The 25,127-nt window shown below is 60.2% G+C and carries 19 protein-coding genes, 1 tRNA gene and 1 other RNA gene; 4 read left to right on the top strand and 17 right to left on the bottom strand.

Annotation, left to right across the window (positions count from 1 at the left end; genetic code table 11):
* Nucleotides 1–68: 68 nt before the first annotated feature.
* The 3 genes from bcsE to bcsG are packed head-to-tail and all read left to right on the top strand — an operon-like array spanning nt 69 to nt 3,482.
* Nucleotides 69–1,637 (top strand): cellulose biosynthesis protein BcsE, encoded by a 1,569-nt coding sequence (gene bcsE, locus ACSBQS_RS20825; RefSeq protein WP_197666739.1) that lies wholly within the window; start codon nt 69–71, stop codon nt 1,635–1,637.
* Entirely contained in the window at nt 1,624–1,830 is a 207-nt protein-coding gene (gene bcsF / locus ACSBQS_RS20820; RefSeq protein WP_033645228.1) for a cellulose biosynthesis protein BcsF, read from the top strand. The genes bcsE and bcsF overlap by 14 nt, the downstream gene beginning before the upstream one ends.
* The gene (bcsG, locus tag ACSBQS_RS20815) at nt 1,827–3,482 is read left to right on the top strand and encodes a cellulose biosynthesis protein BcsG (RefSeq protein ID WP_197666738.1); all 1,656 of its coding nucleotides are present in this window, start codon (nt 1,827–1,829) and stop codon (nt 3,480–3,482) included. The genes bcsF and bcsG overlap by 4 nt, the downstream gene beginning before the upstream one ends.
* Before the next feature lie 287 nt (nt 3,483–3,769).
* Here bcsG and dppF read toward each other — a convergent pair whose 3' ends face one another.
* From dppF to ACSBQS_RS20745, 14 genes are all read right to left on the bottom strand, one after another.
* Nucleotides 3,770–4,759 carry a dipeptide ABC transporter ATP-binding subunit DppF gene (dppF, locus tag ACSBQS_RS20810; RefSeq protein WP_015376237.1) on the bottom strand — a complete coding sequence of 330 codons (990 nt, stop codon included), beginning with the start codon at nt 4,757–4,759 and terminating at the stop codon, nt 3,770–3,772.
* Nucleotides 4,756–5,736, bottom strand: coding sequence for a dipeptide ABC transporter ATP-binding protein (gene dppD, locus ACSBQS_RS20805; protein WP_033645058.1), 981 nt, complete (start codon nt 5,734–5,736; stop codon nt 4,756–4,758). Before dppD ends, dppF begins: the two co-directional genes overlap by 4 nt.
* Before the next feature lie 15 nt (nt 5,737–5,751).
* Nucleotides 5,752–6,654 (bottom strand): dipeptide ABC transporter permease DppC, encoded by a 903-nt coding sequence (dppC, locus tag ACSBQS_RS20800; RefSeq protein ID WP_033645059.1) that lies wholly within the window; start codon nt 6,652–6,654, stop codon nt 5,752–5,754.
* 11 nt (nt 6,655–6,665) lie between these two features.
* Nucleotides 6,666–7,685 carry a dipeptide ABC transporter permease DppB gene (dppB, locus tag ACSBQS_RS20795; protein WP_033645060.1) on the bottom strand — a complete coding sequence of 340 codons (1,020 nt, stop codon included), beginning with the start codon at nt 7,683–7,685 and terminating at the stop codon, nt 6,666–6,668.
* A gap of 168 nt (nt 7,686–7,853) precedes the next feature.
* A complete protein-coding gene (gene dppA / locus ACSBQS_RS20790) occupies nt 7,854–9,461 on the bottom strand; it encodes a dipeptide ABC transporter periplasmic-binding protein DppA (protein WP_042783430.1) in 1,608 nt (535 codons plus the stop codon).
* Between the two features lie 601 nt (nt 9,462–10,062).
* Complete coding sequence (locus tag ACSBQS_RS20785) at nt 10,063–11,754, bottom strand: glycosyl hydrolase family 18 protein (RefSeq protein WP_434991328.1); 1,692 nt, start codon at nt 11,752–11,754, stop codon at nt 10,063–10,065.
* A gap of 427 nt (nt 11,755–12,181) precedes the next feature.
* Nucleotides 12,182–12,310, bottom strand: a non-coding RNA gene (locus tag ACSBQS_RS20780) — RtT sRNA.
* 36 nt (nt 12,311–12,346) lie between these two features.
* Nucleotides 12,347–12,423: transfer RNA gene (locus tag ACSBQS_RS20775), tRNA-Pro, on the bottom strand.
* Nucleotides 12,424–12,543: 120 nt separating this feature from the next.
* The gene (locus tag ACSBQS_RS20770; RefSeq protein WP_033645063.1) at nt 12,544–13,875 is read right to left on the bottom strand and encodes an MFS transporter; all 1,332 of its coding nucleotides are present in this window, start codon (nt 13,873–13,875) and stop codon (nt 12,544–12,546) included.
* A 95-nt stretch (nt 13,876–13,970) separates the two neighbouring features.
* Nucleotides 13,971–15,515, bottom strand: a complete 1,545-nt coding sequence (gene uhpB, locus ACSBQS_RS20765) for a signal transduction histidine-protein kinase/phosphatase UhpB (protein ID WP_033652277.1) — start codon at nt 15,513–15,515, stop codon at nt 13,971–13,973.
* Nucleotides 15,512–16,102 carry a transcriptional regulator UhpA gene (gene uhpA, locus ACSBQS_RS20760; RefSeq protein WP_033645065.1) on the bottom strand — a complete coding sequence of 197 codons (591 nt, stop codon included), beginning with the start codon at nt 16,100–16,102 and terminating at the stop codon, nt 15,512–15,514. The genes uhpB and uhpA overlap by 4 nt, the downstream gene beginning before the upstream one ends.
* Nucleotides 16,103–16,221: 119 nt before the next feature.
* Entirely contained in the window at nt 16,222–17,916 is a 1,695-nt protein-coding gene (gene eptB, locus ACSBQS_RS20755) for a kdo(2)-lipid A phosphoethanolamine 7''-transferase (protein ID WP_033652278.1), read from the bottom strand.
* A gap of 226 nt (nt 17,917–18,142) precedes the next feature.
* Nucleotides 18,143–18,568 (bottom strand): organic hydroperoxide resistance protein, encoded by a 426-nt coding sequence (locus ACSBQS_RS20750; RefSeq protein ID WP_004934114.1) that lies wholly within the window; start codon nt 18,566–18,568, stop codon nt 18,143–18,145.
* Between the two features lie 160 nt (nt 18,569–18,728).
* Nucleotides 18,729–19,193, bottom strand: coding sequence for a MarR family winged helix-turn-helix transcriptional regulator (locus ACSBQS_RS20745; RefSeq protein ID WP_033645067.1), 465 nt, complete (start codon nt 19,191–19,193; stop codon nt 18,729–18,731).
* A gap of 97 nt (nt 19,194–19,290) precedes the next feature.
* On the opposite strand from ACSBQS_RS20745, the gene ACSBQS_RS20740 reads away from it, so the two are divergent.
* Nucleotides 19,291–19,890, top strand: coding sequence for an HD domain-containing protein (locus ACSBQS_RS20740; RefSeq protein ID WP_033652280.1), 600 nt, complete (start codon nt 19,291–19,293; stop codon nt 19,888–19,890).
* On the opposite strand, the gene ACSBQS_RS20735 is transcribed toward ACSBQS_RS20740, so the two are convergent.
* The 3 genes from ACSBQS_RS20735 to bglF form a co-directional block, all read right to left on the bottom strand.
* Nucleotides 19,891–21,261 (bottom strand): carbohydrate porin, encoded by a 1,371-nt coding sequence (locus ACSBQS_RS20735; RefSeq protein ID WP_434093460.1) that lies wholly within the window; start codon nt 21,259–21,261, stop codon nt 19,891–19,893.
* A gap of 150 nt (nt 21,262–21,411) precedes the next feature.
* Nucleotides 21,412–22,815, bottom strand: coding sequence for a glycoside hydrolase family 1 protein (locus ACSBQS_RS20730; RefSeq protein WP_033645069.1), 1,404 nt, complete (start codon nt 22,813–22,815; stop codon nt 21,412–21,414).
* 14 nt (nt 22,816–22,829) lie between these two features.
* Entirely contained in the window at nt 22,830–24,695 is a 1,866-nt protein-coding gene (gene bglF, locus ACSBQS_RS20725) for a PTS beta-glucoside transporter subunit IIABC (RefSeq protein ID WP_197666735.1), read from the bottom strand.
* Nucleotides 24,696–25,127 lie beyond the last annotated feature (432 nt).

Here is a 25,127-nt window from a genome sequence, read left to right as displayed (position 1 = left end):
GCGTAAAAATGGCTATCTTTAAATATAAACGCCTTTAGTCGGCTTTCAACGAAAGTAGAACACATCCTATGGCGCACTCTTTTTCTCTAGGCATTCGGCAGATTTGGGAAGAGCTGTCGGTGATGCAGGCCCCCGGGCTTTATTGGATCAATATCGACAGGCAAAGCGACGCCGCGCTGTTGTGTCGCCAGGCCATCGCCGCCCAGCCGGCCACCCGCAAGCTCGCCCTGATCTGCAGCGGAGACAAACCCGATCGCCTGCTGGCCGAGCTGGCTGCGCCCGCTTTGCAGAAGCTGCCGCTGTATCAACTACCGGAGAAAAAAGCCGCGCTGGCGCAGTTGAGCGACGATCTGATGCGCGCCCTGCGGCCGCAAAATCGCTTACTTATCCTGCTGGCCCACGCCAGCCTGTGGCAAACCTTCACCACCGAAGAACTGCGCGAATGGACGCGCACCCTCGCCGCCTGGCTGCGGCGGCAGGGGTGTACGCTGTTGATCCTCAGCCACGGCGGCGGCATCAATAAGCTCAAAGGGCAGCTCAGCACACAGCACCGCATCCTGAACGGCCTGTCCAGCCTGCAATGGCAGCAGGACAGCGCGCAATACCTGGTGAACTGGTGGAGCACCGAAAACGGCATCAACGCCAATCAGCTGCTGACGCTGTATGCGGCGGAAGGCGGTTGGCAGGGCGAGGAGGAAAATAGCCAGCCCTCCCCCACCGCCTTGCGCAGCGACGAAGGCCAGTATCTGGCCGAGCGCAGCATCCTGGAAGGCGCGCCGCCGCTGTCCGCCAACTGGCAGCTGTTGGAGAACAACGACGAACTGGCGCAGCACGGCATGCTGAGACTCTCAGCGACGTTGATTTTCGCGTTGTATCAAAGCGACCAAATCGATCATCTGGCGCACCAGATCCACACCCTGCGCCGCAGCCGCGGCAACGGCCTGAAAATCGCGGTGCGCGAGATGAGCGCCAGCCTGCGCTACAGCGACGAACGGCTGCTGCTGGCCTGCGGCGCCAACCTGATCGTGCCGCACGTCGCGCCGCTGTCGCGTTTTCTGACCATGCTTGAAGGCATCCAGGGGCAGCGCTTCTCACGTCACGTGCCCACCGACATCGATGCGCTGCTGGCCGGGCTGCGTCCGCTGCAGCTGAAAGGCTACATGCGGCCGGAACCGTTTAGCCAGGCGGTGCTTTCGCTGATGGCCAACACTTTGCTGCCCGAGGACGGCAAAGGCGTGATGGTGGCGTTGCGCCCGGCCACCGGCCTGCGCGCCGAACAGGCGATGACCCTGTGCCACCTGCGGCGTTTCGGCGACGTGATGACCGTGGTGCAGGGGCGTCTGGTGCTGTTCCTCTCCACCTGCCGCATCAACGATCTGAACACCGCGCTGAAGTTCATCTTCCGCCTGCCGGTGGATGAAGCCTTCAGCAACCGGGTGGTGTGGCACCAGGATGTCGATATCATTTCGGAAATCAAACGCATGGCTCAGGGGCGCTGGCAGCTTACCGCCACCGGCGCCGGGGGCGTCGCGCCGCCGCCCCCCGTGGTGACGGCCGCAGAGCCCGCAGAACGCCGCCAGCCGATCGCTTTCACGCTGCCGCTTGGCCCGCAGGAGGAAAAGCATGCTGAACCTTAACGACATCCTGCAACTGATCTTGCTGTGCGCGCTGGTCTTCATTCCGCTGGGCTACGCCTTTCACCGGCGTTTTCCGCATTTGCGTCAATACTGGCAAAACCTGTTGTTATCGCCGCGCTATTTGAAATCCGCCGGTTTATGGGTGCGCACAGGCTCATCCTCCCAGATTAAACGTCATAAGAAGCAGCCATGAATCCAAACTCAAATACGCAATCCGATAACGCTCTGTGGCGCTACTGGCGCGGGCTGGGTGGCTGGAACCTCTACTTTCTGGCGAAATTCGCCCTGCTGTGGTTCGGCTACCTGAATTTCCACGCGCTGCCGAACCTGGTGTTCATGGCCTATCTGCTGATGCCGATCCCCTCGCCGCGGCTGCACCGCTGGCGCCATTACCTCGCCATCCCGATCGGCATCGCGTTGTTCTACCACGATACCTGGCTGCCGGGCATCAACAGCATTCTCAGCCAGGGCTCTCAGCTGGCCGGCTTCAGCGCCCAGTACCTGCTGGAGCTGGTCAGCCGCTTTATCAACTGGCAGATGGTCGGCGCCGCCTTCGTGTTGCTTATCGCTTATCTGTTCGTCGCCCAGTGGGTGCGCGTTACGGTGTTCACCGTGGCCGCGCTGGTGTGGCTCAATATCGTCAACATCGCCGGGCCGGCGGTCTCACTGCTGCCCGCCAGTTCCACGGCTGCCGCCGGCGGCGCCGGCACGCCGGCCACGGCCGCGCCGACGGCAGGAGATAATGCGCCCGCAGACAGCCTGCCGCCAACCAGCGCCAACCTGACGGCCTATCTGAACCAGTTCTACGAGCGGGAAAAAGGCCGCGCCACCGCGTTCCCGGCCACTTTGCCCGCCGACGCCCAACCGTTCGATCTGTTGGTGATCAACATCTGCTCGCTGGCCTGGGCCGATATGGAGGCGGTCAACCTGCAGAATCATCCGCTGTGGTCGAAGATGGATATCATGTTCGACAGCTTCAACTCGGCCACCGCCTACAGCGGCCCGGCCTCGATACGGTTGCTGCGCGCCAGCTGCGGCCAGCTTTCGCATCACGATCTGTACCAGCCGGTGAACCAGCAGTGTTACCTGTTCGACAACCTGGCGAAGCTCGGCTTCAAGGAACAGCTGATGCTCGATCACTCCGGGGTGTTCGGCAACTACCTGAAAGAGCTGCGTGAACAGGGCGACATGCAGGCGCCGCTGATGTCGCAGGCCGGCGTCGGCAACGAGCTGACGTCGTTCGACGGCGAGCCGATTTATAACGATCTGGAATTGCTGACCCGCTGGCTGGATCAGCAGCAAAAAGCCGGAGACGCCCGCACCGCCACCTTCTTCAACGTCATCCCGCTGCACGACGGCAACCGCTTCGTCGGCTCTAACAAGAGCGCCGACTATCAGCCGCGCGCGCAGAAGCTGTTCGATCAGCTGAACACCTTCCTCGATCAGCTGGAAAAATCCGGCCGCAAAGTGGTGGTGGTGATCGTGCCGGAGCATGGTGCGGCGTTAGTGGGTGACAAGATGCAAATGTCCGGCCTGCGCGATATCCCCAGCCTGAACATCACCCATACGCCGGTCGGCATCAAACTGATCGGCATGAAGGCGCCGCATCAGGTCAGTCCGCTGCAGATCAAAACGCCGAGCAGCTATCTGGCGCTGTCGGAGCTGGTATCACGTCTGGTGGACGGCAAAGTCTTCAGCGAGTCCAGCGTCGACTGGCAGGCGCTGACGCAAGGGCTGCCGCAGACGCCGGTCATCTCCGAAAACGACAACGCCATCGTGATGCAATATCAGGGGAAACCTTACATTCGCCTGAACGGCGGCGATTGGGTGCCTTATCCGCAATAATCGCGGCCTTATCGACCCAAAGCACGCCGACGGCGTGCTTTTTTTATTGAGCAAGTCCGACAAAAAGCGAGGTTAAACGTCTGGCAAAAATATTATTACTCACCTCCCGTTAAATTTCTTATTCGCTTATTAATTCATTGCGAAAACTCCTATAAAAATAAGCATTCGTCAGATTTTCGTTAAGCATTCAATAACGCCCTGAAAAGCGATTCGATTAACTGATTGATTAAATAATAAAAAACGCCGGCGTGATGCCGGCGTGAATTTAAGCGATGACGTTCGACGCTTTACGCCCCCGGATGTTCGTCCTGATCGACCGCAAAGCAGGCCACCATCTGCTCACCGTACTGCTTCAGCTGCGGCTGCAGCTGTACGCAGGTGCCGAAGGCGCGGCGGCAGCGGGCATTGAACGCACAGCCCGGCGGCGGGTTCATCGGGCTGGGCAGTTCGCCGGTCAGCTTGATGCGCTCGCGGCGCATATCCGGGTTCAACCGCGGCGTCGCCGAGAGCAGCGCCTGGGTGTACGGATGGCGCGGGTTGTTGAAGATCGCCTCTTTGCTGCCCTTTTCCACGCAGCGGCCCAGGTACATCACCATCACTTCATCGGCGATGTGTTCCACCACCGACAGATCGTGCGAGATGAACACGTAGGACAGCCCCAGCTCCTGCTGCAGATCCATCATCAGGTTCAGCACCTGCGCGCGCACCGACACGTCCAACGCCGACACCGGCTCATCGGCGATCACCACGTCCGGATTCAGCATCAGCCCGCGGGCGATGGCGATACGCTGACGCTGGCCGCCGGAGAACATGTGCGGATAGCGATCGTAATGCTCGGTCTTCAGGCCGACCTTCGCCATCATCTCCAGCGCTTTTTCCCGCCGTTCGGCGGCGCTGAGCGAGGTGTTGATCAACAGCGGCTCCTCGAGGATCTGCCCGACCTTCTTGCGCGGGTTGAGCGATCCGTAAGGATTCTGGAACACGATTTGGATCTTCTGGCGCCGCAATTTCTCGGCGGAAACGTCCGGCTTCAGCAGATCCTGTCCCTGGTAGTACAGCTCGCCGCCGGTCGGCACTTCGATCATCGTCAGCAGGCGGCCGAGCGTGGATTTGCCGCAGCCCGACTCACCGACTACCGCGAGCGTTTTACCGCGCTCCAGAGTGAACGACACGCCGTCCAGCGCCTTGACCAGCCGCTCCGGCGCGAACAGGCCCTTTTTCACCGGGTAATGCTTTTTCAGGTCGATCGCCTGCAGTAAAGGTTGATTCTGGCTCATACGGTCGGCCTCCCCGCATCATCCAGCGGTGTGTGACATTTAACCTGACGGCCGGGAATGCTGCGCAGTTCCGGCTCCTCGTTACGGCAGCGCTCGTTGGCGTACGGACAACGCGGATTGAGCAGGCAGCCGGTCGGGCGATCGTATTTGCCCGGCACCACGCCCGGCAGCGAAGCCAGCCGCGCCTTGTCGGCGGCGAACTCCGGCAGCGCGCGCAGCAGCGCCTGGGTGTACGGGTGGCGCGGCGCGCGGAAAATCTCCGCCGCTTTGCCGGATTCCACCACCTGGCCGGCGTACATCACGATGATGTGATGTGCCGCTTCCGCCACCAGCGCCAAATCGTGGGTGATCAGCAACAGCGCCATGTTCTCGCGCTGCTGCAGATCCAGCAGCAGTTCGATGATCTGCGCCTGGATGGTCACGTCGAGCGCGGTCGTCGGCTCATCGGCGATCAGCAGCTTCGGCCGACAGGCGATAGCCATGGCGATCATCACGCGCTGACTCATGCCGCCGGAAAGCTGGTGCGGGTACACGTCCAGCCGCGAGGCCGGATCGGGAATCCCCACCTGTGTCAGCAGGTCGATAGCGCGCTGGCGGCGGGTGCGGCGGTTGCCGCCCTGATGCACCTTCAGCGCCTCCATAATCTGATAACCGACGGTGTAGCACGGGTTCAGGCTGGTCATCGGATCCTGGAAGATCATCGCCACTTCGGAGCCCACCAGCTGGCGGCGCTCTTTTTCGGAGATCTTGCGCAAGTCCTGGCCGTTGAACTCCAGCTTGTCGGCCATCACTTTGCCGGGAAAATCGATCAGGCCCATGATCGCCAGCGAACTGACGGATTTGCCGGAGCCGGATTCACCGACGATGCCGACCACCTGACCTTGATCCACGCTGTAACTGATGCGGTCTACCGCGCGGAACGGGGTGCCTTCGTCACCGAAGTGCACCGAAAGCTTGTCTACATTCAATAACGCCATCTCTCTCGTCCTCTGTTACTGCTTGAGTTTGGGGTCGAGAGCGTCACGCAAACCGTCCCCCATCAGGTTGAATGCCAGCACCGTCAGCAGGATCGCCAGGCCGGGGAAGGTCACTACCCACCAGGCGCTTTGCGCGAACTGCAACACGTCGGAGAGCATGGTGCCCCACTCCGGCGTCGGCGGTTGCGCGCCCATGCCCAGAAAGCCGAGAGCGGCCATGTCGAGAATGGCGTTCGAGAAACCGAGAGAAGCCTGAACGATCAAGGGCGCCAGGCAGTTAGGCAGAATATTGACGAACATCTGACGCAGCGCGCCGGCGCCCGCCACCCGCGAAGCGGTGACGTAATCGCGGTTCACCTCCGCCAGCACCGCCGCGCGCGTCAGACGCACATAGTGCGGCAAGGCGACGAAGGTGAGCGCCAGCGAGGCGTTGACGATCGACGGTCCGAATACCGCCACCAGCACCAGCGCCAGCAGCAGGCTCGGCAGGGCCAGCATGATGTCGACGACGCGCATGATCACCGCGTCCACCGCGCCGCCGAAGTAGCCGGCCAGCAGGCCGAACACCACGCCCATGACCAGCGACAGCACCACCACCAGACAACCGACCAGCAGCGACAGGCGCGCGCCGTACATCAGGCGCGACAGCACGTCGCGGCCCACGTCGTCGGTGCCCAGGATGTATTGCCAACTGCCGCCCTCCTGCCACACCGGCGGCTTGAGCAGCGCGTCGCGGAACTGGTCCGCCGGCGCATGCGGCGCCAGCACCCCGGCGCCGAGCGCGATCACCAGCATCAAAACGATATACACCAGGCCGACCACGGCCCCTTTATTGCGCTTGAAATAGTGCCAGAACTCCTGAAACGGGGTCATCGGCTTCGGCGCACCTTTAACTGCAGACTCAGTGATTTGAGACATGAGAGCGCCCCTTATTTCTTGTGGCGAATACGCGGGTTGACCACGCCGTAGAGCACGTCTACCAGCAGGTTAACCAGAATGATCATACAGGCGACCAGCAACACCCCGCCCTGCACTACCGGGTAATCACGGCGCTGCAGCGCATCGATCAGCCAGCGGCCCAGACCCGGCCAGGAGAAGATGGTTTCGGTCAGAATGGCGCCGGCCAGCATGGTGCCGACCTGCAGCCCGATCACCGTCACCACCGGCAGCAGCGCGTTGCGCAGCGCGTGAACGACGATCACCCGCATGCGGCTCACGCCCTTGGCGCGCGCGGTGCGGATATAGTCTTCGCCCAACACCTCCAGCATCGAGGAGCGGGTCATGCGCACGATCACCGCCAGCGGGATGGTGCCCAGCACGATGGCCGGCAGGATCATGTGCATCACCGCATCGATAAAGTCGCCCGGTTCGCCCCAGATCAGGGTGTCTATCAGCATGAAGCCGGTCAGCGGGTGGCTGTCGTCGAGGAATACCGTGTCGCTGATGCGCCCCGACACCGGCGTCAGGTTAAGCTGCACCGACACCAGCATGATCAGCATCATGCCCCACCAGAAAATCGGCATCGAATAGCCGGTCAGCGAGATGCCCACCGCGGTATGGTCGAAGACCGAGCCGCGTTTGACCGCCGCCAGCACCCCGACCGGGATGCCTACCAGCACCGCGAAGATCATCGCGCACAGGCCCAGCTCCAGCGTGGCCTGAAAGCGCGGAACGAACTCGCTCCAGACGGAGATGCGGCTTTTGAGTGAGGTGCCCAGATCGCCGTGCAGCACGTTGGACACATAGGAGAAGTATTGTTGATAGAGCGGCTTGTCCAGCCCCATTTCCGCCATCAGCTGCGCGTGGCGCTCGGCGGAGATACCGCGTTCCCCGGCCATGATGGTCACCGGGTCGCCGGGGATCATATGGACGAATGCAAAAGTCAGCAATGTAATGCCGATAAACGTTGGGATAACTAACCCCAAACGTCGGAGTATGAACTGCAACATATCCCGAACTCTCTGTATCAATGCCCGGCAGCTCATCGTCCGCCAGGCTTATTAACGCTCACATGCCTTTGAACGATCCAACGGCCATACGCCGGAGACTGGTCAGCAGAGGCGCAAACCTGTTGCGCCCCTGCAAGTCCATTCGTGCATCTCCGGTTTAGGTCGGAATCAGTCTACAGAGACATTCTCGAAGTGATGCTTGCCGAGCGGATCCACGACGTAGCCCTTCACTTCCTTACGCACAGGCTCATACACGGTGGAGTGCGCGACGATCAGCGCCGGAGCCTGATCGTGCATCACCACCTGCGCCTGCTTGTACAGTTCGATGCGTTTGTCGTGGTTGGACTCGGCGCGCGCCGGTTGAATCAGATCTTCAAACGGCTTGTAGCACCAGCGGGAGTAGTTGGAGCCGTCTTTCGCCGCCGCGCAGCTGAACAGCGTGGCGAAGAAGTTGTCCGGATCCCCGTTGTCGCCGGTCCAGCCCATCATCACCGTCTGGTGCTCGCCCGCTTTGGCGCGCTTGAGGTATTCACCCCACTCATAGGTCACGATTTTGGCTTTCACGCCGATCTTGGCCCAGTCGGCCTGGATCATTTCCGCCATGCGGCGCGCGTTCGGGTTGTAAGGACGCTGTACCGGCATCGCCCACAGGTCGATGCTGAAACCATCGGCCATGCCCGCTTCTTTCAGCAGTTCTTTCGCCTTGGCCGGATCGTAAGCGTAATCCTGCACCGCGTCGTTATAGCCCCACATGGTCGGCGGGATCAGGTTCTTGGCCGCCTGGCCCGCGCCCTGATAAACCGCGTCGATGATCGCCTGCTTGTTGACCGCCATGGTCAACGCCTGACGCACCTTCACGTTATCCAGCGGTTTTTTCTCGGTGTTGAACGACAGGTAACCCACGTTCAGCCCCGGCTGCTCCATCAGGTTGATGGATTTGTCCTGCTTCATGCGGGCGATATCGGCCGGGTTCGGGAACGGCATCACCTGGCATTCGTTTTTCTGCAGCTTGGCGTAACGCACGGAAGCGTCAGGCGTGATGGAGAACACCAGACGATCGATCTTCGGCTTGGTGCCCCAGAAACCGTCGAACGCCTTGTACAGGATTTTGGAGTCTTTCTGGTATTGCAGCAGCTGGAACGGACCGGTGCCGATCGGGTTCAGGTCGACTTTTTCCGGCGTACCGGCTTTCATCATGACGTCAGCGTATTCGGCGGACAGGATGGACGCGAAGTCCATGCCCAGGTCAGCCAGGAACGGCGCCTCCGGGCGGTTCAGCACGAAACGCACGGTGTTGTCGTCTACTTTTTCGATCTTGGCGATCAGCTTCGGCATGTCCATGCCTTCAAAGTATTCGTAACTGCCGCCGGACACTTTGTGGTAGGCGTTATTGGCATCCAACTGGCGTTCGAAGGAGAACACCACGTCGTCGGCGTTGAAGTCGCGCGTCGGTTTGAAATCTTTGCTGCTCTGCCACTTCACGCCTTTGCGCAGGTGGAAGGTATAGGTTTTGCCGTCTTCGCTGACGTCCCACTTCTCAGCCAGGCCCGGCTGCAGTTCGGTGGTGCCGACTTTGAATTCGACCAGGCGGTTGTAGATCGGTACCGAACTGGCGTCGTAGGTGGTGCCGGAGGTGAACAGCTGCGGGTTGAACCCTTCCGGGGAACCTTCAGAACAGTAAACCAACGTCTTGGCCTGTACGCTGGCCGCCACGGTCAGCGCGATCAGCCCAATGCCGAATTTCAGAACCCCCGATTTACCCAAGGAACGTGTCATCGTTAGTGCTCCATTGTGTGATGTGATGTGTGTAATTGCCGCCAGACCTGTATTTTTTATTGCGTGGCCTGTGCGGTCAGCGCCCGAAGGCAGAAGGCGTACGATGAGAGGATGCCGGATGGAACGCATCGCGACGGGGACGTCTGAGCGCGTGGAATTCACTCAAACAACTCTCGCTCTTACCCCTGAGGCTATCAAGTTGCCAACTGTTTGGGGTGTCGTCAATATAACCAGTGGGGATTTACGCAGACTGTGAGAAACAGCAAACAAACATAAAAAAAACCTTTTGTTAACAGTTCCAGCATGAAAATTTATGCTAAGCGGTCATTTTTAGCGCATTGGTCTGACCCTGATAAATTTACTGGTTTTAAACTCCGCTAAAAAACCCCAAAACTTTGTTGCTGAACGATGAATATCTGAACGGTTATTTTTGTGATCGCCGTTAAAGACAGAAGGAAATGCTGAAGGATTACCCAAAAGGGTGAGTCCGATGAGCGCATTTTTCGCCGGGCAGGCCCACAATCTGTGCGGCGTAAAAAAACTTTCGGCGGTGAAAAAGCCGGGGGCGAAAGGATATCCCCCGGCAACGCACTGCAACCGATTATTGAACGCCGGCGCTGTTGCCCAGGCTGGCGTTCATGCTGTTGAGAATATCGCCGTTGTCCGCGTCGATCTCCCAGGAGAACAGGCCGCCCAGCTGCTTATCCAACACGTACTTGCCTTTGGCCTGCACCGAGCGGGCATCGTCAAAGGTGATCAGATCGCCGGTGGAAGGTTTGAACACGTAAGGCGCTTCCGCCGTGGCGTCGTAGGTGTACTGCCACTCGCCGCTCATGAACTGGCTGGCGATCTGGCGGTAGTCCACGATGCCGTTCTCCCAGGTGCCTTTGACCGGCCCGGTGGCGGTGCCGGTGAACGGAATGTTGTTCTGGTAGCCGTTCACCCCGGTCCAACCGCGGCCATACATGGCGGTGCCGACGACGATCTTGCCCGGCTTGACGCCCTGCGCCAGCAGCGCATTCACGCCGTTCATCGTGGTGTAGGCGGTGTCCGGTTTCCAGGCCGGCGCATTCAGCGCGGTCTGATGCCCCAGGTTTTTCAGATCGAAGGCGCCGTAGAAGTCGTAGCTCATCAGGAAGATGTGATCCATCGAGTTCTGCGCGACGTTATATGCCACCTTGTCGATCTTGTCCTTGCCGGCGCTGATGGCGGAGGTCAGCTCATACTTGCGGCCGGTTTCCGCCGACAGCTGATCCAGCATCGCCCGCAGTTCTTTCATCAGCAGCACATAAGTTTCCCCGTCCTGAGGGCTGCCCAGATTCGGGTTGGCGCCTTTGCCGCCCGGGAACTCCCAGTCGATATCCACGCCGTCGAAGAACTTCCAGGTCTGCAGGAACTCTTTCACCGAGCCGACGAAGCGATCGCGCTTCACCTTGTCGCCCATGAAGAAGAACGGGTCGGACAGCGTCCAGCCGCCGATCGACGGCAGGATTTTCAGATCGGGACGCGCCTGCTTCAGCGCCATCAGCTGGCCAAAGTTGCCCTTGTAGGGGTCATCCCAGGCGGTGACGCCCTTCTGCGCTTTTTGCAGCGCGGCGAACGGATCGTGGATGGAGACTTTGAAATCCTCGCGGCCCTGGCAGGAGCGCTGCAGCGCCTGGAAGCTGCCTTCAATCTCTTTCAGGCTGTCGTTGATGCCGTTGCCGCCGCAGATCGGGATAAAGCCGTACAGCAGGTGAGTCAGGTTCTGCGCCGGGATCTTGTCGACGGTGAAATTGCGCCCGTAAACGCCCCACTCGACGAAATAAGAACCGACGACTTTGCCGGAATTCTGTTTATACGGTTTGTTCTTTTCCAGCAGCGGCTCTTTCAACGGCGCCAAATGGCTGCCGTCGGTGTCGGCCACCACAATTTCAGTGGCGTCGCTGGCGGTGCAACCGTCGGCATTGCACAATGCCACCTGCATTTGATAACGGCCGCCTTTATTGACTTTAAAATTCGCCGTACCGGAAGAACCGGTTGAAGGGCCGCTCCACGCCTCTTTGCCATTTAATAAAATCTTGGCCGTCGTGCCCGCGTCGCCATTCCATAAATTCCAGGAGACGGAAACATCGGCGGCATTTTTTACCTTCACCAAATTATTATAAGCGGTAGCCGCCTGGTCAACTTCAACGATGGCGAACTTGGTGTTGCCCCAGGCGATGGTCGGCTTGCCCGGCGCGGCGGCCTGCGCCGCGGAACACAGCGTGCTGCCGATCAACAGCGCCAACAGCGGTTTATTAAATTTGCGCATAACTGATTCCTTTATTCCGAGAGGATAAACATAAAAGAGTTAATCGTCGCTACGCATTGCCGAAGCGAAAAAATTCCGCAATAATCCACGAAGATTAAAGTCAACAAATAAAAACAGCGTTTTTCCACGTAACGGAAAAAAATCATTCCCGCCGCGTACATTCAGACTATAAATAAAAAAGGCGTGAAAACAAGAGCGCTATCAACTGGGTTTTATTCAGCAAGCGTGAATTTATTTAAATATGAGAAAAAGAACCTAACTGGAATAAGGAGTTTGAATTAATTAAGCGTAAAGGATAAATATATTTCACGAGGATGGCGGATTGACACGTGCCATAAAGCGAAGCCGGTCGTATCGCAGGAGGTGCTCATCCTCATAAACCGCAGGCGAAAAAAAACCTGCTTTAAAAAGCAGGTTTTTCGAATGGTGGTCGGCGAGAGAGGATTACGCGCATCGTTGATGCGCGCCCTGCGGGCCGTTGCTAAAGCAACGTTGTCTCGCTTCGCGAGGCTCGAACCTCCTGCGGAGGTGCTCATCCTCATAAACTGCAGGCGAAAAAAAACCTGCTTTAAAAAGCAGGTTTTTCGAATGGTGGTCGGCGAGAGAGGATTCGAACCTCCGACCCACTGGTCCCAAACCAGTTGCGCTACCAAGCTGCGCTACTCGCCGATGCGGGGCGCATCTTACTGCTGGCGGTTATAGGCGTCAATCACTTTTTTTCCCCTGCATTTCAAGTGGTGATAAAAGCGCCATAATGCGCTGCGCCGGGGGTTGCGCAGCGCATTTTACTCAGGCTTTGGCGGTTTTCAGCACCGGCGTCTGCGCACGCAGGAACGGCAGCAGGAACAGCGCCGACAGGCAGGCGGCGATGGAAATCACCACGAAGAAACCGTTCCAGTGCCAGATTTCCATCACCCGCGCGATCGGGTAGCCGGACAGCGCCGCGCCCAGGTAGGCGAACAGGCCGACGAAACCGGTCGCCGCGCCCGCCGCATCTTTATGCGAGCACTCCGCCGCCGCCATGCCGATCAGCATCTGCGGGCCGAAGATGAAGAAGCCGATGGCGAAGAAGCAGCAGGCCTGCAGCAGGTAGGTGACGCCCGGCATCAGCCACAGCGCCGCCACCGACAGGAAGATGCCGATGGCGAAGATCAGGTTCATCGGGCCACGGTTGCCGCGGAACAGCTTGTCGGAACCCCAACCGGCCACCAGCGAACCGATAAAGCCGCCCACTTCAAACAGCGAAATGGCCGAGTTGGCGGTCATCAGCGAATAGCCCTTTTCCTGCGTCAGGTAGAGGTTGCCCCAGTCGTTGATCGCGGTGCGCACGATGTACACCAGCACGTAAGAGACCGCCAGCAGCCAGATGTACTTGTTGGTCAGCACGTAGCGCTTGATGATCTCGCGGTTGCTCAGCCCCTGGCCTTCCGATTCCTGCACCAGCTCCATGGCGTCGTTGCGCCATTTGCCGACGCTCGGCAGCCCCAGGGTGGAGGGCTTGTCGCGCAGGCGCCAGCACATCAGCAGGCCGAGCACCACGCCGATGATGCCGGGGATGATCATGCCGTAACGCCAGCTGAAGTGCAGCGAGATAAAGCCCACCAGCAGCGGGATCAGCGCGCCGCCGACGTTGTGCGAAGTGTTCCAAATCGCCCACCAGCTGCCGCGCTCGGAGCGCGAATACCAGCTGGTGAGGATTTTGGAGCACGGCGGCCAGCCCCAGCCCTGGAAGAAGGCATTGAGGATCCACAGCGTGCCGAGCATCAGCAGCGAAGAACTGAGGCCGAAGAAGATATTCAGCACCCCGGTCATGATCAGGCCCAGCCCCATAAAGTAACGCGGGTTGGAACGATCGCTGATCATGCCGGAAATGAATTTCGAGCAGCCGTAGGTGATGTAGAACAGCGTGCCGAGGATGCCGACGTCGGACATCGTCAGGCCCAGATCGCTCAGCATCGCCGGCATGATGAAGTTGAAGCTTTTGCGCGTGAAGTAAAACGCGGCGTAGCCGATGTACATGGTGCACATCAGCTGGATGCGCCAGTATTTGTAGCTGGCGTCGATCTGCCGTTGATCGGTGACCTGCGGCGCATCCGGGCGGCTTTTAAGGAAAGACCACATGTGGAACCTCAGAGGATTGAATAAAGTGCCGCTATGATGCTCCCCGCGCGCGCGGGAGGCTTACGCCGGATTCCCGACGCGGTTAGGAGTTTTTCCTAGTTTTGCGCTTGCGCCGGTGAAACTGTGGGCAAGATCACACTCAAACAGGCGCCCCGCTCAGAGGTGAGCCGCAGGCTGCCGCCGAGAGCGCTGATGCGCTCCTGCATGCCGCGCAGGCCGTACCCCGGCTGATGGTGGTCCGCATCGAAGCCCACGCCGTTATCGCGGATGGTCAGGGCAATCTGCGGCGCAGCGCCTTTGCGCGGCTGCAGACGCGCGTCCAATTCCAGGCGGCTGGCGCCGGCGTGGCGGCACACATTGGTCACCCCTTCCTGACACACCCGGTACAGCGTGATTTTCAGCGTTTCATCCAGCAGTTCGTCCGGCACCTGCCACTGCATGCTGCTCACCAGCGAGGCGTCCTGCGGCAGCGACTCCCGCAGCATCGCCGCCACCGCCGCCGACAGCGGCAGGTTGTTCAGCGCCGCCGGCCACAGCTGGGTCAGCACATCGTGCACCCCATCGTAGACCCGCAGCGCTAACGCATCGATGGTGTCGGCGCAGCCGATCACCGCCGGCTCCGGCGCCAGGCGCTTGACGATGCTGGCCTGTGTGCGGATCACGGTGATGGTCTGCCCCACTTCATCGTGCAGCTCGCGCGCCACCTCGCGCCGGGTTTGTTCCTCCGCCGTCACCAGCGCCCGCGCCAGCTGCCGGTTCTCCGCCAGCCGCAGCCGCAGCTGCTGATTCAGTTCGCGCTGGCGCTGAATACCGGCGCCCAGCAGCAGCCCGGTCAGGCTTTGGGCCAGCAACGACAACAGCAAGTCGCGGTGCGACTCGGGCTGCGGCGGCTCGTTGACCATCAGCGCCACGCCGTTGAGCAGCGTCGCCAACAGCGCGCCCTGCCAGCCATAGCGGTAAGACATGAACACGATCGGGATCGCCAGGCAGAAAGGCGCAAAGCGGCGCAGCTCGGCGGCGTTAACCTGCTGCTGCAGCCAGATGCTGAATGCAAACAGCAGCAGATAGCTGGCCAGGTGGCCCAGGCGCAGCTCCACCGGCTTGTGGATCAGCCCCGGCTCCAGCGGCACCCAGATTTGGCGCGCCAGATAGTGCCACAACAGCAGGCAGGTCGGCGCGATGGTGAAACCGCCGGTCAGGCCGAGCAGCAGCGCGCGGGCGCCTTCGCCGCTCACCAGCTGCCACACAAGCGCCTGCAGCAAAGCGGCGGCGGCGACCACCGCGCCCTGCAACAGCGGCCAGCGCCATTCGCTGTCGCTCTGCTGATGGCGCAGCAGCCACGGCGAGGCCAACAGGCTGAGCAGCACCGTCAGCACCAGCACCGCCACCGACGCCCACAGCGCCGGGCCGTAGCCGTACTGGTCCGCCAGCAGCGCCATCAGCAGCAGGTCGGCCAGCAGGATCCCCGGCCAGAAACGGTACGGGCTCTGCAGCAAAATGCCCATGCGCAGGCCGAACGGGAACAGCAACAGCGCCTGCCAGGGCGGGTCGATCAGCGCGGTGCCAATGCCCCACAGGCAAAATGCGCTGGCGGCATAAATGAAGAACAGCGCCAGCTGGGTGATCAGACGCTGCGTCACAGGTTCAGCATCCGTCTGGCCAGCTCGACGTTATTGGTGATGCCCAGCTTGGCGAACAGGTTGGCGCGATGCACATGCACCGTCTTTGGCGACAGCCCCAGCGCGGCGGCGATCTCGCGCACCTCCTGGCCCTGCGCCAGCAATAGCGCGATCTCGCGCTCGCGGCGGGTCAACGGATCCACCTTCACCCGCGCCAGCTGCTGGGCGATTTCCGGCATCAGATAGACGCCGCCGCCGGCGACGGTGCGCACGGCGGTGATCAGATCTTCCGGCTTGCAGCGCTTGGAGAGAAAGCCGCTGGCGCCGCGTTCCAGCGCCATTTCCACCAGCGCCGGATTATCGTGCATCGACAGCATCACCACGCGGATGCCGGAGGGAATGTCCGCCAGCAGATCCAACCCGCTGCCGTCGGGCATCGAAATGTCGCAAATGCAGATTTCCGCCTCCAGCCCCGGCAGGCCGGCGCGCGCCTGCGCCGCGCTGCTGAACTCGCCCACCACCTGAATATCGGCCTCCAGCGACAGCAACTGCACAAAGCCCGAACGCACAATGTCATGATCGTCGATAAACGCCACGCGCAGGGTCATGGAAATCTCCGGTTAGAAGGGGAAGTGCGCAAGTATACCGTATGCACACACCGGAATAATTGATGAAGAGAATGTATTGGCGGAAATTACCGGGTGCGCAAGGCACCCGGCGGGAGGGATTACAGGCTGGCAGGTGCCGTTTTATTCTGCGGGAGATGGCACCAGTTGTTTTTATCCACGATGCCGCCGTTCGGCGAGGTGTAGCCGAGGCAACCGAGGATAGTGTCAAACAGCTCGACGTGGCGATGCGTTTTGCCGATGCGCTGCTGCGCCTGCAGTTGCTCAAAGGCGCTGAGGTGCTGCGGGTTCTCGAGGAACTTGTCCGACGCCCACACCATCATCGGCACGCGGAATTGTTCCGGCGGCGCCATTTCGCGCGGCGTGCCGTGCAGGTGCGTATTCTCGCCGATCGACTCGCCGTGGTCGGCGGCATAGAACACGATGGCCTTCTTGTCCCGCACCTGGTCGATCACATTACTGATAAAGCTGTCGGTATACAGCACCGTATTGTCGAAGGCGTTGATCAGCTGCGCCTTGGTGCAGGAGTCATCCACCCCCATGCACTCCGGCTGATAGCGCGCATAGCTGCGCGGATAACGCTGCGAGTACAGGTAGTGCGAGCCTTTGGTATGCAGGATCACCAGGTGTTTGCCCTTCGGATAACGCGCCAGCGACTCCTTCATTTCGTCCACCAGCAGCATATCGTCGACCGCCTTGCCGTCGTTGCGCTTCTCGGACGCGATCATCTCGCGGAACGAATAGTTGTTCACCTCGGTGTTGTTGTAGAACCACACCTCACTCTGCATGGCGAACAGCTCGGAAGAGAAGCCCAGTTCCTTCATCACCGCGAACACGTTTTGCTCTTTCAGCGTGCGCTGCGGGTTGTCCTCGGTGCCGCCTTCGCGCACGAACATGCAGCGCAGCGACAGCTTGGTGGCGGTGTCGCACGACTCGCCGCGGAACGCCACCAGATTCTTCTCTTTCGACAGGCGCGGCGTAGTATCGCGCTCGTAGCCCAGCATGCCCATGTGATCCCAGCGCGTGGTCTCGCCGATGATGAACACCACGTAGGTATCGTCGATGTCCGCCGGCGGCACATAGGTAAAGTGTTTGCCCGGATCGAACAGCGTGCTCTGATCCTGACTTTCGTCATAGCGGGTATAGGCGAACAGCCCCAGTGCCGACAGCCAGTTAGACGGCAGGTACGAGTGCGCCACCACGCCGCCGTAGCTCGGCAGATCGACGTTGGCGAGCTTCTCCTGCACGCTTTGCTCGTCGTCCAGCATGCGCAGCGGCAGCCAGACCAACGCTACTACCGCCAACAACACCAGCAGCGGTTTGATGCGGTGACCGGGGGTTTTCAGCTGTTCGATCAGGGTGAAGCGCAGGCTGTTTTTCCAGATCAGCAGCAGCGGCAAGGCGCTGAGCGCCACCATCCACAGCACGAAATGCAGGCCGACCACCTCTTTCGACAGATCGATATCGGTGGTCATCACCGACACCACGATGCCGTAGCCGATCACCACGTTGAAAAACGTCATGTAGTAGCTGGCGGCAACCGAGATCAGCACCAGCAGCGAGGCGACGATGCGATAAAACAGCCGGCCGCCGAGCGACACCAGCCGCATGATGAAGAACGTGAACAGGACGATAGCGATGACTTCCGTCACCGCCGAAATAAGCTTAATTCCCTGAATGCCGTGCGCCAGCGAATCAAAACGGCGATAAAAAACGGACAGGTTTAGAAAGATGCCGATATAGATCGCTAACAATAACGATAAATTCTGCTGTGATAGCGATTTAACTTTGTTCATGTAACGCGGTGGCTCCGGGGACGGTGTAGCGGTTCTGACTCAGTCAGACACTGATTGCGGCTTCTGGTTCAGCCAACCGGCAATAAGCGTTATTTTGCGAGTAATAATCAAGAGAATTCTCACAAAACGGGCAAAATTTACCGCTTTTTTGAGCACTTTTCAGACGGGATATCAAAGAAAATGGAGGGATAAACCCTCCATTTTTTCCATGGTGTCGGCAAAAAACTTACTTAACGTTCAGCGTGACGTCGATATTGCCGCGGGTGGCGTTGGAATACGGGCACACCACGTGCGCCTTTTTCACCAGATCTTCCGCCACGCTGCGCTCGATGCCCGGCAGCGAAATATCCAGCTGCACTTCGATGCCGAAGCCGTTCGGGATTTCACCGATGCCGACGGTGCCGTCGATCTTCGCTTCGGCCGGGATTTTGACCTTTTCTTTCGCCGCGACAAACTTCAACGCGCCGAGGAAACAGGCCGAGTAACCGGCGGCGAACAGCTGCTCGGGGTTGGTGACTTCGCCGCCGGCGCCGCCCATCTCTTTCGGTACGCCCAATTTCACGTCCAACACGCCGTCGGAGGAGGTCGCACGGCCGTCGCGGCCACCGGTTGCGGTGGCGTGAGCGCGGTAAACCACTTTCTCAATAGACATCGTTCATTCCTTCTTGCTGGTTGGCGAGATGACAACAGCCCCCGCGAGGGGTAGCCGGTCACATATATATCTTTTACGATTAAATCGTGCACTACTTATTTTTGACGCTTATTAACCAGTGTAGACCACCCCTGCCGTTCTTGCGTCCGGCGTCGGTGGGTCAAATCTGATCGATCAGGCTGCCGCGCAGCTTTTCCAGCTGCTGTTTGAGCGAGACGATCTCGTCCAGGCTGCAGTCGGTGGCGCACATCACCGCCTCGGGCACCGACTGCGCCCGTTCACGCAGCGCGCGGCCGGCTTCGGTGAGCGCGATGATCACCTGGCGCTCGTCGGTAGTGGCGCGATAGCGCACCAGCAAACCGGCGGTTTCCAGCCGTTTCAGCAGCGGCGTCAGCGTGGCGGAATCGAGGAACAGCCGCTCGCCGATATCCGATACCGTCACCCGATCGCGTTCCCACAGCACCATCATCACCAGATACTGCGGGTAGGTGAGCTCGAGCTGATTCAACAGCTTGCGGTAGACTTTGTGCAGCGCCAGGTTGGCGGAGTACAGCGCGAAACAGAGCTGCTGATCGAGCAGCAGCAGGTTCTTCGCGTTGGGTTGTTCGGTATCGGTGCTTTTCATGTGAGTGAATATAGATAGCGCACGATGTAATCGCAAGCTATTTCTTGTGAGGTATGCTACATTTTTTTCATGCAGAGGATGCCGGGAGGGAAAGGAAATGACGAATACGCTTGCAGAACGCGCGCGCCGCTACGCCACCAAGGCGCATGCGGCCATCGATCAGCGCCGCAAATACACCAACGATCCGTACATCGTCCACCCGCAGGCGGTCATGGAGCTGGTGCGCAGCGTGCCGCACACCGAAGAGATGCTGGCGGCCGCCTGGCTGCATGACACGGTAGAAGACACGCCTACCACCCTCGGCGATATCGAAAGCCACTTTGGGCCGCAGGTAGCGGAGCTGGTGCGAATGTTAACCAACGTCAGCCACGCCGAGGACGGCAATCGCTTCGAGCGTAAAAACCGCGATCGGCGCCACAGCGCCGGCGCATCGCCGCAGGCCAAAACCATCAAACTGGCGGATCTGATCGACAACACCCGCTCGCTGCTGGACTACGACAGCCACTTCGCCCAAACCTATCTGATCGAGAAACAGCGCCTGCTGGAAGTGCTGACCGAAGGCGACCCGACGCTGTGGCGCCAGGCCAGCCATATCGTCGAACAGGGGCTGCTCAGATTACAGCAGCCGCCGCACAACGTGCCGGCCAGCTGGTTTGAGCACGCCCGCCGGCGCTACCGCGAGAACGACGCGGCCTGATCAGAAGGTCACCACCGTTTTCAACGCCGTCACCCAGGCGTCCTGCGTCTCGCTGACGCCCGCCGGATGATGCCAGTATTGCAGGCCCGGCTGCAGCTGCAGCCACGGCGTGACGTTAACGCGGTAGTACAGCTCCGCCGTCACCGAGTGGCCCGGCACCGGCCGGTAGTTCGGATCGTGATAATCGCTGATGCCGCTCATCTCGTTGAGGTAACGCTGATTGTCTTTATAGCGGTCGCTCAGTTTCACCACCGAAACGCCCAGCCCCAGCCAGTCGTCCGGCCGCGCATCGAACAGCCCGCGATAGCGGATGCCGGTCGAAGTGGACCAGTGCAGGTAGTTGCTGCGCTGATCCCCCAGCCCCAGGCTGTAGAACACGCTCAGGCCACGGTTGACGTCATCCGCATGGCGCGTCATCTGCTGGTTGAAACCGGTATACAGGAACCAGGTGCGATCGTGGCTGCGATAGCCCTGCGGATCGCTGGCGCCCGGCCCACCGGACACCCCTTCATAAAGATCGCGCTGGCGCGCGTTGGTGAACAGCACGCCCAGGTTATACACCCCCGGCAGCTGGTTGACGGCGTGGGTTTTCAGCTCCAGCTCCATCGGCAACAGGAAGCCTTTGCTGCCCTTGGTGGACCAACTCCAGGCGTGGCTGCGGCTGGGGGCGCTCGGGTTCTGCTCCATCACGCCGCCCTTGAGCGTCAGGCCGTCGGTCAGCTTGTATTGCAGCGTGGTGCCCCAGTAATGCACGTTCCAGTTGTACCAGGTCAACGAGTTGGCGGACTTGCCGCCGCACAGCGTCAGCGTCTGAAAATCGCAGGGGATGATCTGATCGAAATCCTGCACCTTGTTCATCATGCCGATACGCCATTGCAGCCGGCTGTCGAGGAAGGAACGGCTGAAGGTCAACCAGCCCAGCCGGGTGATCGACTGCCCGCCAAAGCTCTCCTGCGACAGATCGGTCAGGCCGACGCGCGGATCCTGCAGCCGATCGCGGGTCAGGTTGTTGTCATGGTTGCGGTTGACGATATTGCCTTCGATCGCCGCATCCGGAATGCCGGTCAGCGCCTGCAGATCCTGGCTGAAGGTCAGCGAAAATTGGTCGATGTACGACGCCTGTTTATCGTGGTTGTAACCGCCGCCGGCGTTATACGACAGCTGGCTGAGGTAGCCGAGATTATAGTGGAAACCGTGATCCTCCAGGATCGGCCTGATCCCCAGCATATCCCCCAACAGCCCAGGCTGCGGCGGTTCAAAGCCGAGCGCCACCCCTTCCCATTTGGCGGTGGGAGCTTCAACGTCCTTGCCGGTTTGCAGCGTTTCCGCCTGCGCCTGGCTACAGAGCAGCGCCAGCGCCGCCAGGGTCATGGAACGAGGTAATAAGCTTTTCATCATTATTATATTTCTCCGCATAACGGCTGACTGCGGGCAACAGCATTCCCTGGGAGAGAATTTCCCATCATGAACAGCAGCGAATAAGGTTAGTTAACGCCCGGCGTTTGCCGCCGGGCTGAAGGGTTAGCGTCGGTCTTTCAGGCTGGCGCCGTTGCTGTGGATCACATCGCGATACCAGTAGAAACTCTTCTTGCGGCGGCGTTCGAGACTACCGTTGCCGGCATCGTCTCTGTCGACGTGAATGAAGCCGTAGCGCTTCGACATTTCGGCCTTCGAGGCGCTGACCAGATCGATCGGCCCCCAGCTGGTGTAGCCCATCACCTCGACGCCGTCGTCGATCGCCTCGGCCACCTGCACCAGGTGGTCATTGAGGTAGTTGATGCGGTAGTCGTCGTTGATGCTGCCGTCGGCCTCGACGCGGTCTTTGGCGCCCAGCCCGTTCTCGACGATGAACAACGGCTTCTGATAGCGGTCGTACAGCACGTTGAGCAGGTAGCGCAGCCCGATCGGGTCGATTTGCCACCCCCACTCCGAACTGGCCAGGTGCGGGTTCGGCACCATATCGAGAATGTTGCCGCGCGCCGTTTCATACTGCTCCGGGTCGGCGGTAACGCAGCCGCTCATGTAGTAGCTGAACGAGATGAAGTCGATGGTTTCACGCAGCGTTTGCCGATCTTCCTCGGTGATCGCCACCTGAATGCCGTTTTCACGGAAGAAGCGCTGCATGTAGGCCGGGTAATAGCCGCGCGCCTGCACATCGCCGAAGAACAGCCAGTCGCGGTTTTGCCGCTGGGTTTCCAGCAGATCTTCCGGCTTGCAGCTCAGCGGATACAGAATGCCGCCCAGCAGCATGTTGCCGATTTGCCCCTCCGGCACGATCTCGTGACAGGCCTTCACCGCTCTGGCGCTGGCCACCAGCTGATGGTGGATCGCCTGATAGACGGCGCTCTTGTCGCTCTCTTGCGGCAGGCCAACCCCGGTGAAGGGCGCGTGCAGCGACATGTTGATCTCGTTGAAGGTCAGCCAGTGTTTAACCTTGTGCTTATAGCGTTCGAACACGGTGCGCGCATAGCGCTCGAAGAAATCGATGGTGCGGCGATCGCCCCAGCCGCCGTAGCGCTTCACCAGACCGTAAGGCATCTCATAGTGCGACAGCGTGATCAGCGGCTGAATGCCGTATTTCGCCATCTCATCGAACAGCCGATCGTAAAACGCCAGCCCGGCTTCGTTCGGGGTCTCTTCATCGCCCTGCGGGAAAATGCGCGTCCAGGCGATCGAGGTGCGCAGGCACTTGAAACCCATCTCGGCGAACAGCGCGATATCCTCCGGGTAACGATGATAGAAATCGATCGCCACGTCCTTGATGCCGCTGTCGCCCGCCGTGCGCGGCGTGATGGCGCCGAAGATGCCCTGCGGCTGCAGATCGGAGGTCGACAGCCCCTTGCCGTCGGCCTGATACGCGCCTTCTACCTGGTTCGCCGCTACCGCGCCGCCCCACAGAAAATGTTGCGGAAACTTGCCGTTCATCGCTTGCTCCTCAATTAACGTAATAAAGTCAGCAGCGGCGCCTGTTCCTGCACCGGAGACAGGCCGCTGGTCAACACGTCCACGTAGTCATCGCTGTTGCTGATGATGATCGGCGTGGTGGTGTCATAGCCGGCGGCATGGATCGCCGCCTGGTCGAACTCGATCAGCAGATCGCCCGGCGCGATCCGCTCGCCTTCCCGCACGTGGGCGGTGAAATGCGCCCCGTCGAGCTTCACGGTATCGATGCCGACGTGGATGAGAATCTCCGCGCCGTCGTCCGATTCGATGCCGATGGCGTGTTTGGTTTTGAACAGCGACGCCACGCTGCCGCTCACCGGCGCCACCACTCGCCCCTGCTGCGGCGCGATCGCCACCCCTTTCCCCAGCAGGCCGCTGGCGAAGGTCGCGTCGTTCACCTGCTCCAGCGGCACGATGTCGCCGGCGATCGGGCTGAGAATGGCCTGCTTGCGGTTAAGCGGCGCGGCGGCTTCAGGCTGCGCCGTCTCTTCCGCCGGCGCGACGCCGAACAGGTAGCTGGCCAGCGCGGCGAACACAAACGACAGCAGAGTGCCGCCGATCGCGCCCCACACCGTGGCGTCGATGCCGCCGTTGGGAATGATTTGCGCGAAGGTGAACACGTTCACCAGGCCGAACGAGTAGACCGAGGTATGGAAGTAACCGATCACCGCCCCGCCCAGCGCGCCGCCGATGCAGCCGAAGATAAACGGACGCTTGTTCGGCAGGGTGACGCCGTACACCGCCGGTTCGGTGATGCCGAAAATCCCGGCGCCGATGGCCGAACCGGACAGCGCCCGCAGCTTGGTGTCGCGGGTGCGCAGCATCACGCCCAGCGTGGCGCCGACCTGCCCCATCACCGCCGGCAGCAGCAGCGGCACCATGGTGTCGCGCCCCAGCACGCTCAGGTTGTTGATCATCAACGGCACCAGCCCCCAATGCAGGCCGAAGATCACGCACACCTGCCACATCGCCCCCATGAAAGCGCCGGCGATGATCGGGTTGAAGGCGTAAATGGCCTGATAGCCGTTGGCCAGCAGATGGCTGAGCCAGGTCGCCGCCGGGCCGATCAGCAGGAAGGTCAGGGGCACGGTGATCGCCAGACACAGCAGCGGCGTGATGAAATTGCGCAGCGCGCTGTGGATCACCCGGTTAAACAGCGGCTCCAGACGGCAGGATACCCAGGCCGCAAAGATGATGGGGATCACCGACGAGCTGTAGTTGATAAAAGTCAGCGGAATGCCGAAGAAATATTCGCGCACCGCGCCCGGCTGTTGCGCCGCCTCGAACGCCGCCATCATCAGCGGATGCGTCAACGCGCCGCCGATCGCCATGGTGACGAACGGGTTGCCGCCGAATTTTTTCCCGGCGGTGTAGCCGAGCATGATCGGGAAGAAATAGAACAATGCGTCGCTGGCGGCGAACAACATTTTAAAGGCGCCGCTGCTTTCCAGCAGCCAGCCGCAGGCCAGGCTCAGCGCCAGCAATCCCTTCAACACCCCCGAGGCAGCCATCACCCCGAGCAATGGGGTGAAGATGCCGGAAACCACGTCGATAAAGCGGCTGAGCAGATTGTCTTTTTTACCGTCCGCATCGCTGCCGCTCGACGCGCCTTCGGCCAACCCGCCGACCCGGTTGACCGCGTCGAACACCTCGGCCACGTGGTTGCCCACCACCACCTGAAACTGGCCGCCGCTCTCCACCACCATGATGACGCCCGGGTTTTTCTTCAGCGCTGCCGCGTTGGCGCGGCGGTCGTCACGCAGCTTGAAACGCAGGCGGGTGGCGCAATGCACCAGGCTTTTCACATTGTCGCGGCCACCGACGCCGGCCAAAATCTCACTGGCTAATGTGTCATATTTCATACGGTTATCCTTAGACTTCACGTTCTGCCGATCCCGCCTTTGCGCTGGCCTGGCGCAGGAGCGAAATTCGGCGCAAAAAAAAACCTAAACCTCGCGGTCTCTGCCCCATCGGGGAACAGAAACGCGAGGTTTAGGTTTTGCCTGCCGCAGCAGTAACAACCCTAAATCGGTTGAGTTATGACGTTAACACCGCAGATTTTAGCGGAGCAAGGCTTGGCGACGACAAATTGCCGAACTGTGATCGCAAAGGCAAAACGGCCTCAATGCGCGAAATAATGCATGCCGCCCTCTACCGGGATCACTGCGCCGATGATATATCGCGCGAGCGATAGAGAGGGATGAGAGAGTATCGCCCGGCTTCACGTCAAAAAAACATAAGATTAACTAACCTAATAATTCACTATCAAGCTAAAGCGAAACACGTATTTTCCA

It is taken from the genome of Serratia sp. H402Y, assembly GCF_051172415.1.
In the GTDB taxonomy this organism is placed as follows: Bacteria; Pseudomonadota; Gammaproteobacteria; order Enterobacterales; family Enterobacteriaceae; genus Serratia; species Serratia ureilytica.
Note: the sequence above shows the minus strand (reverse complement) of the source record. Positions and strands in the feature narration are given on the sequence as shown.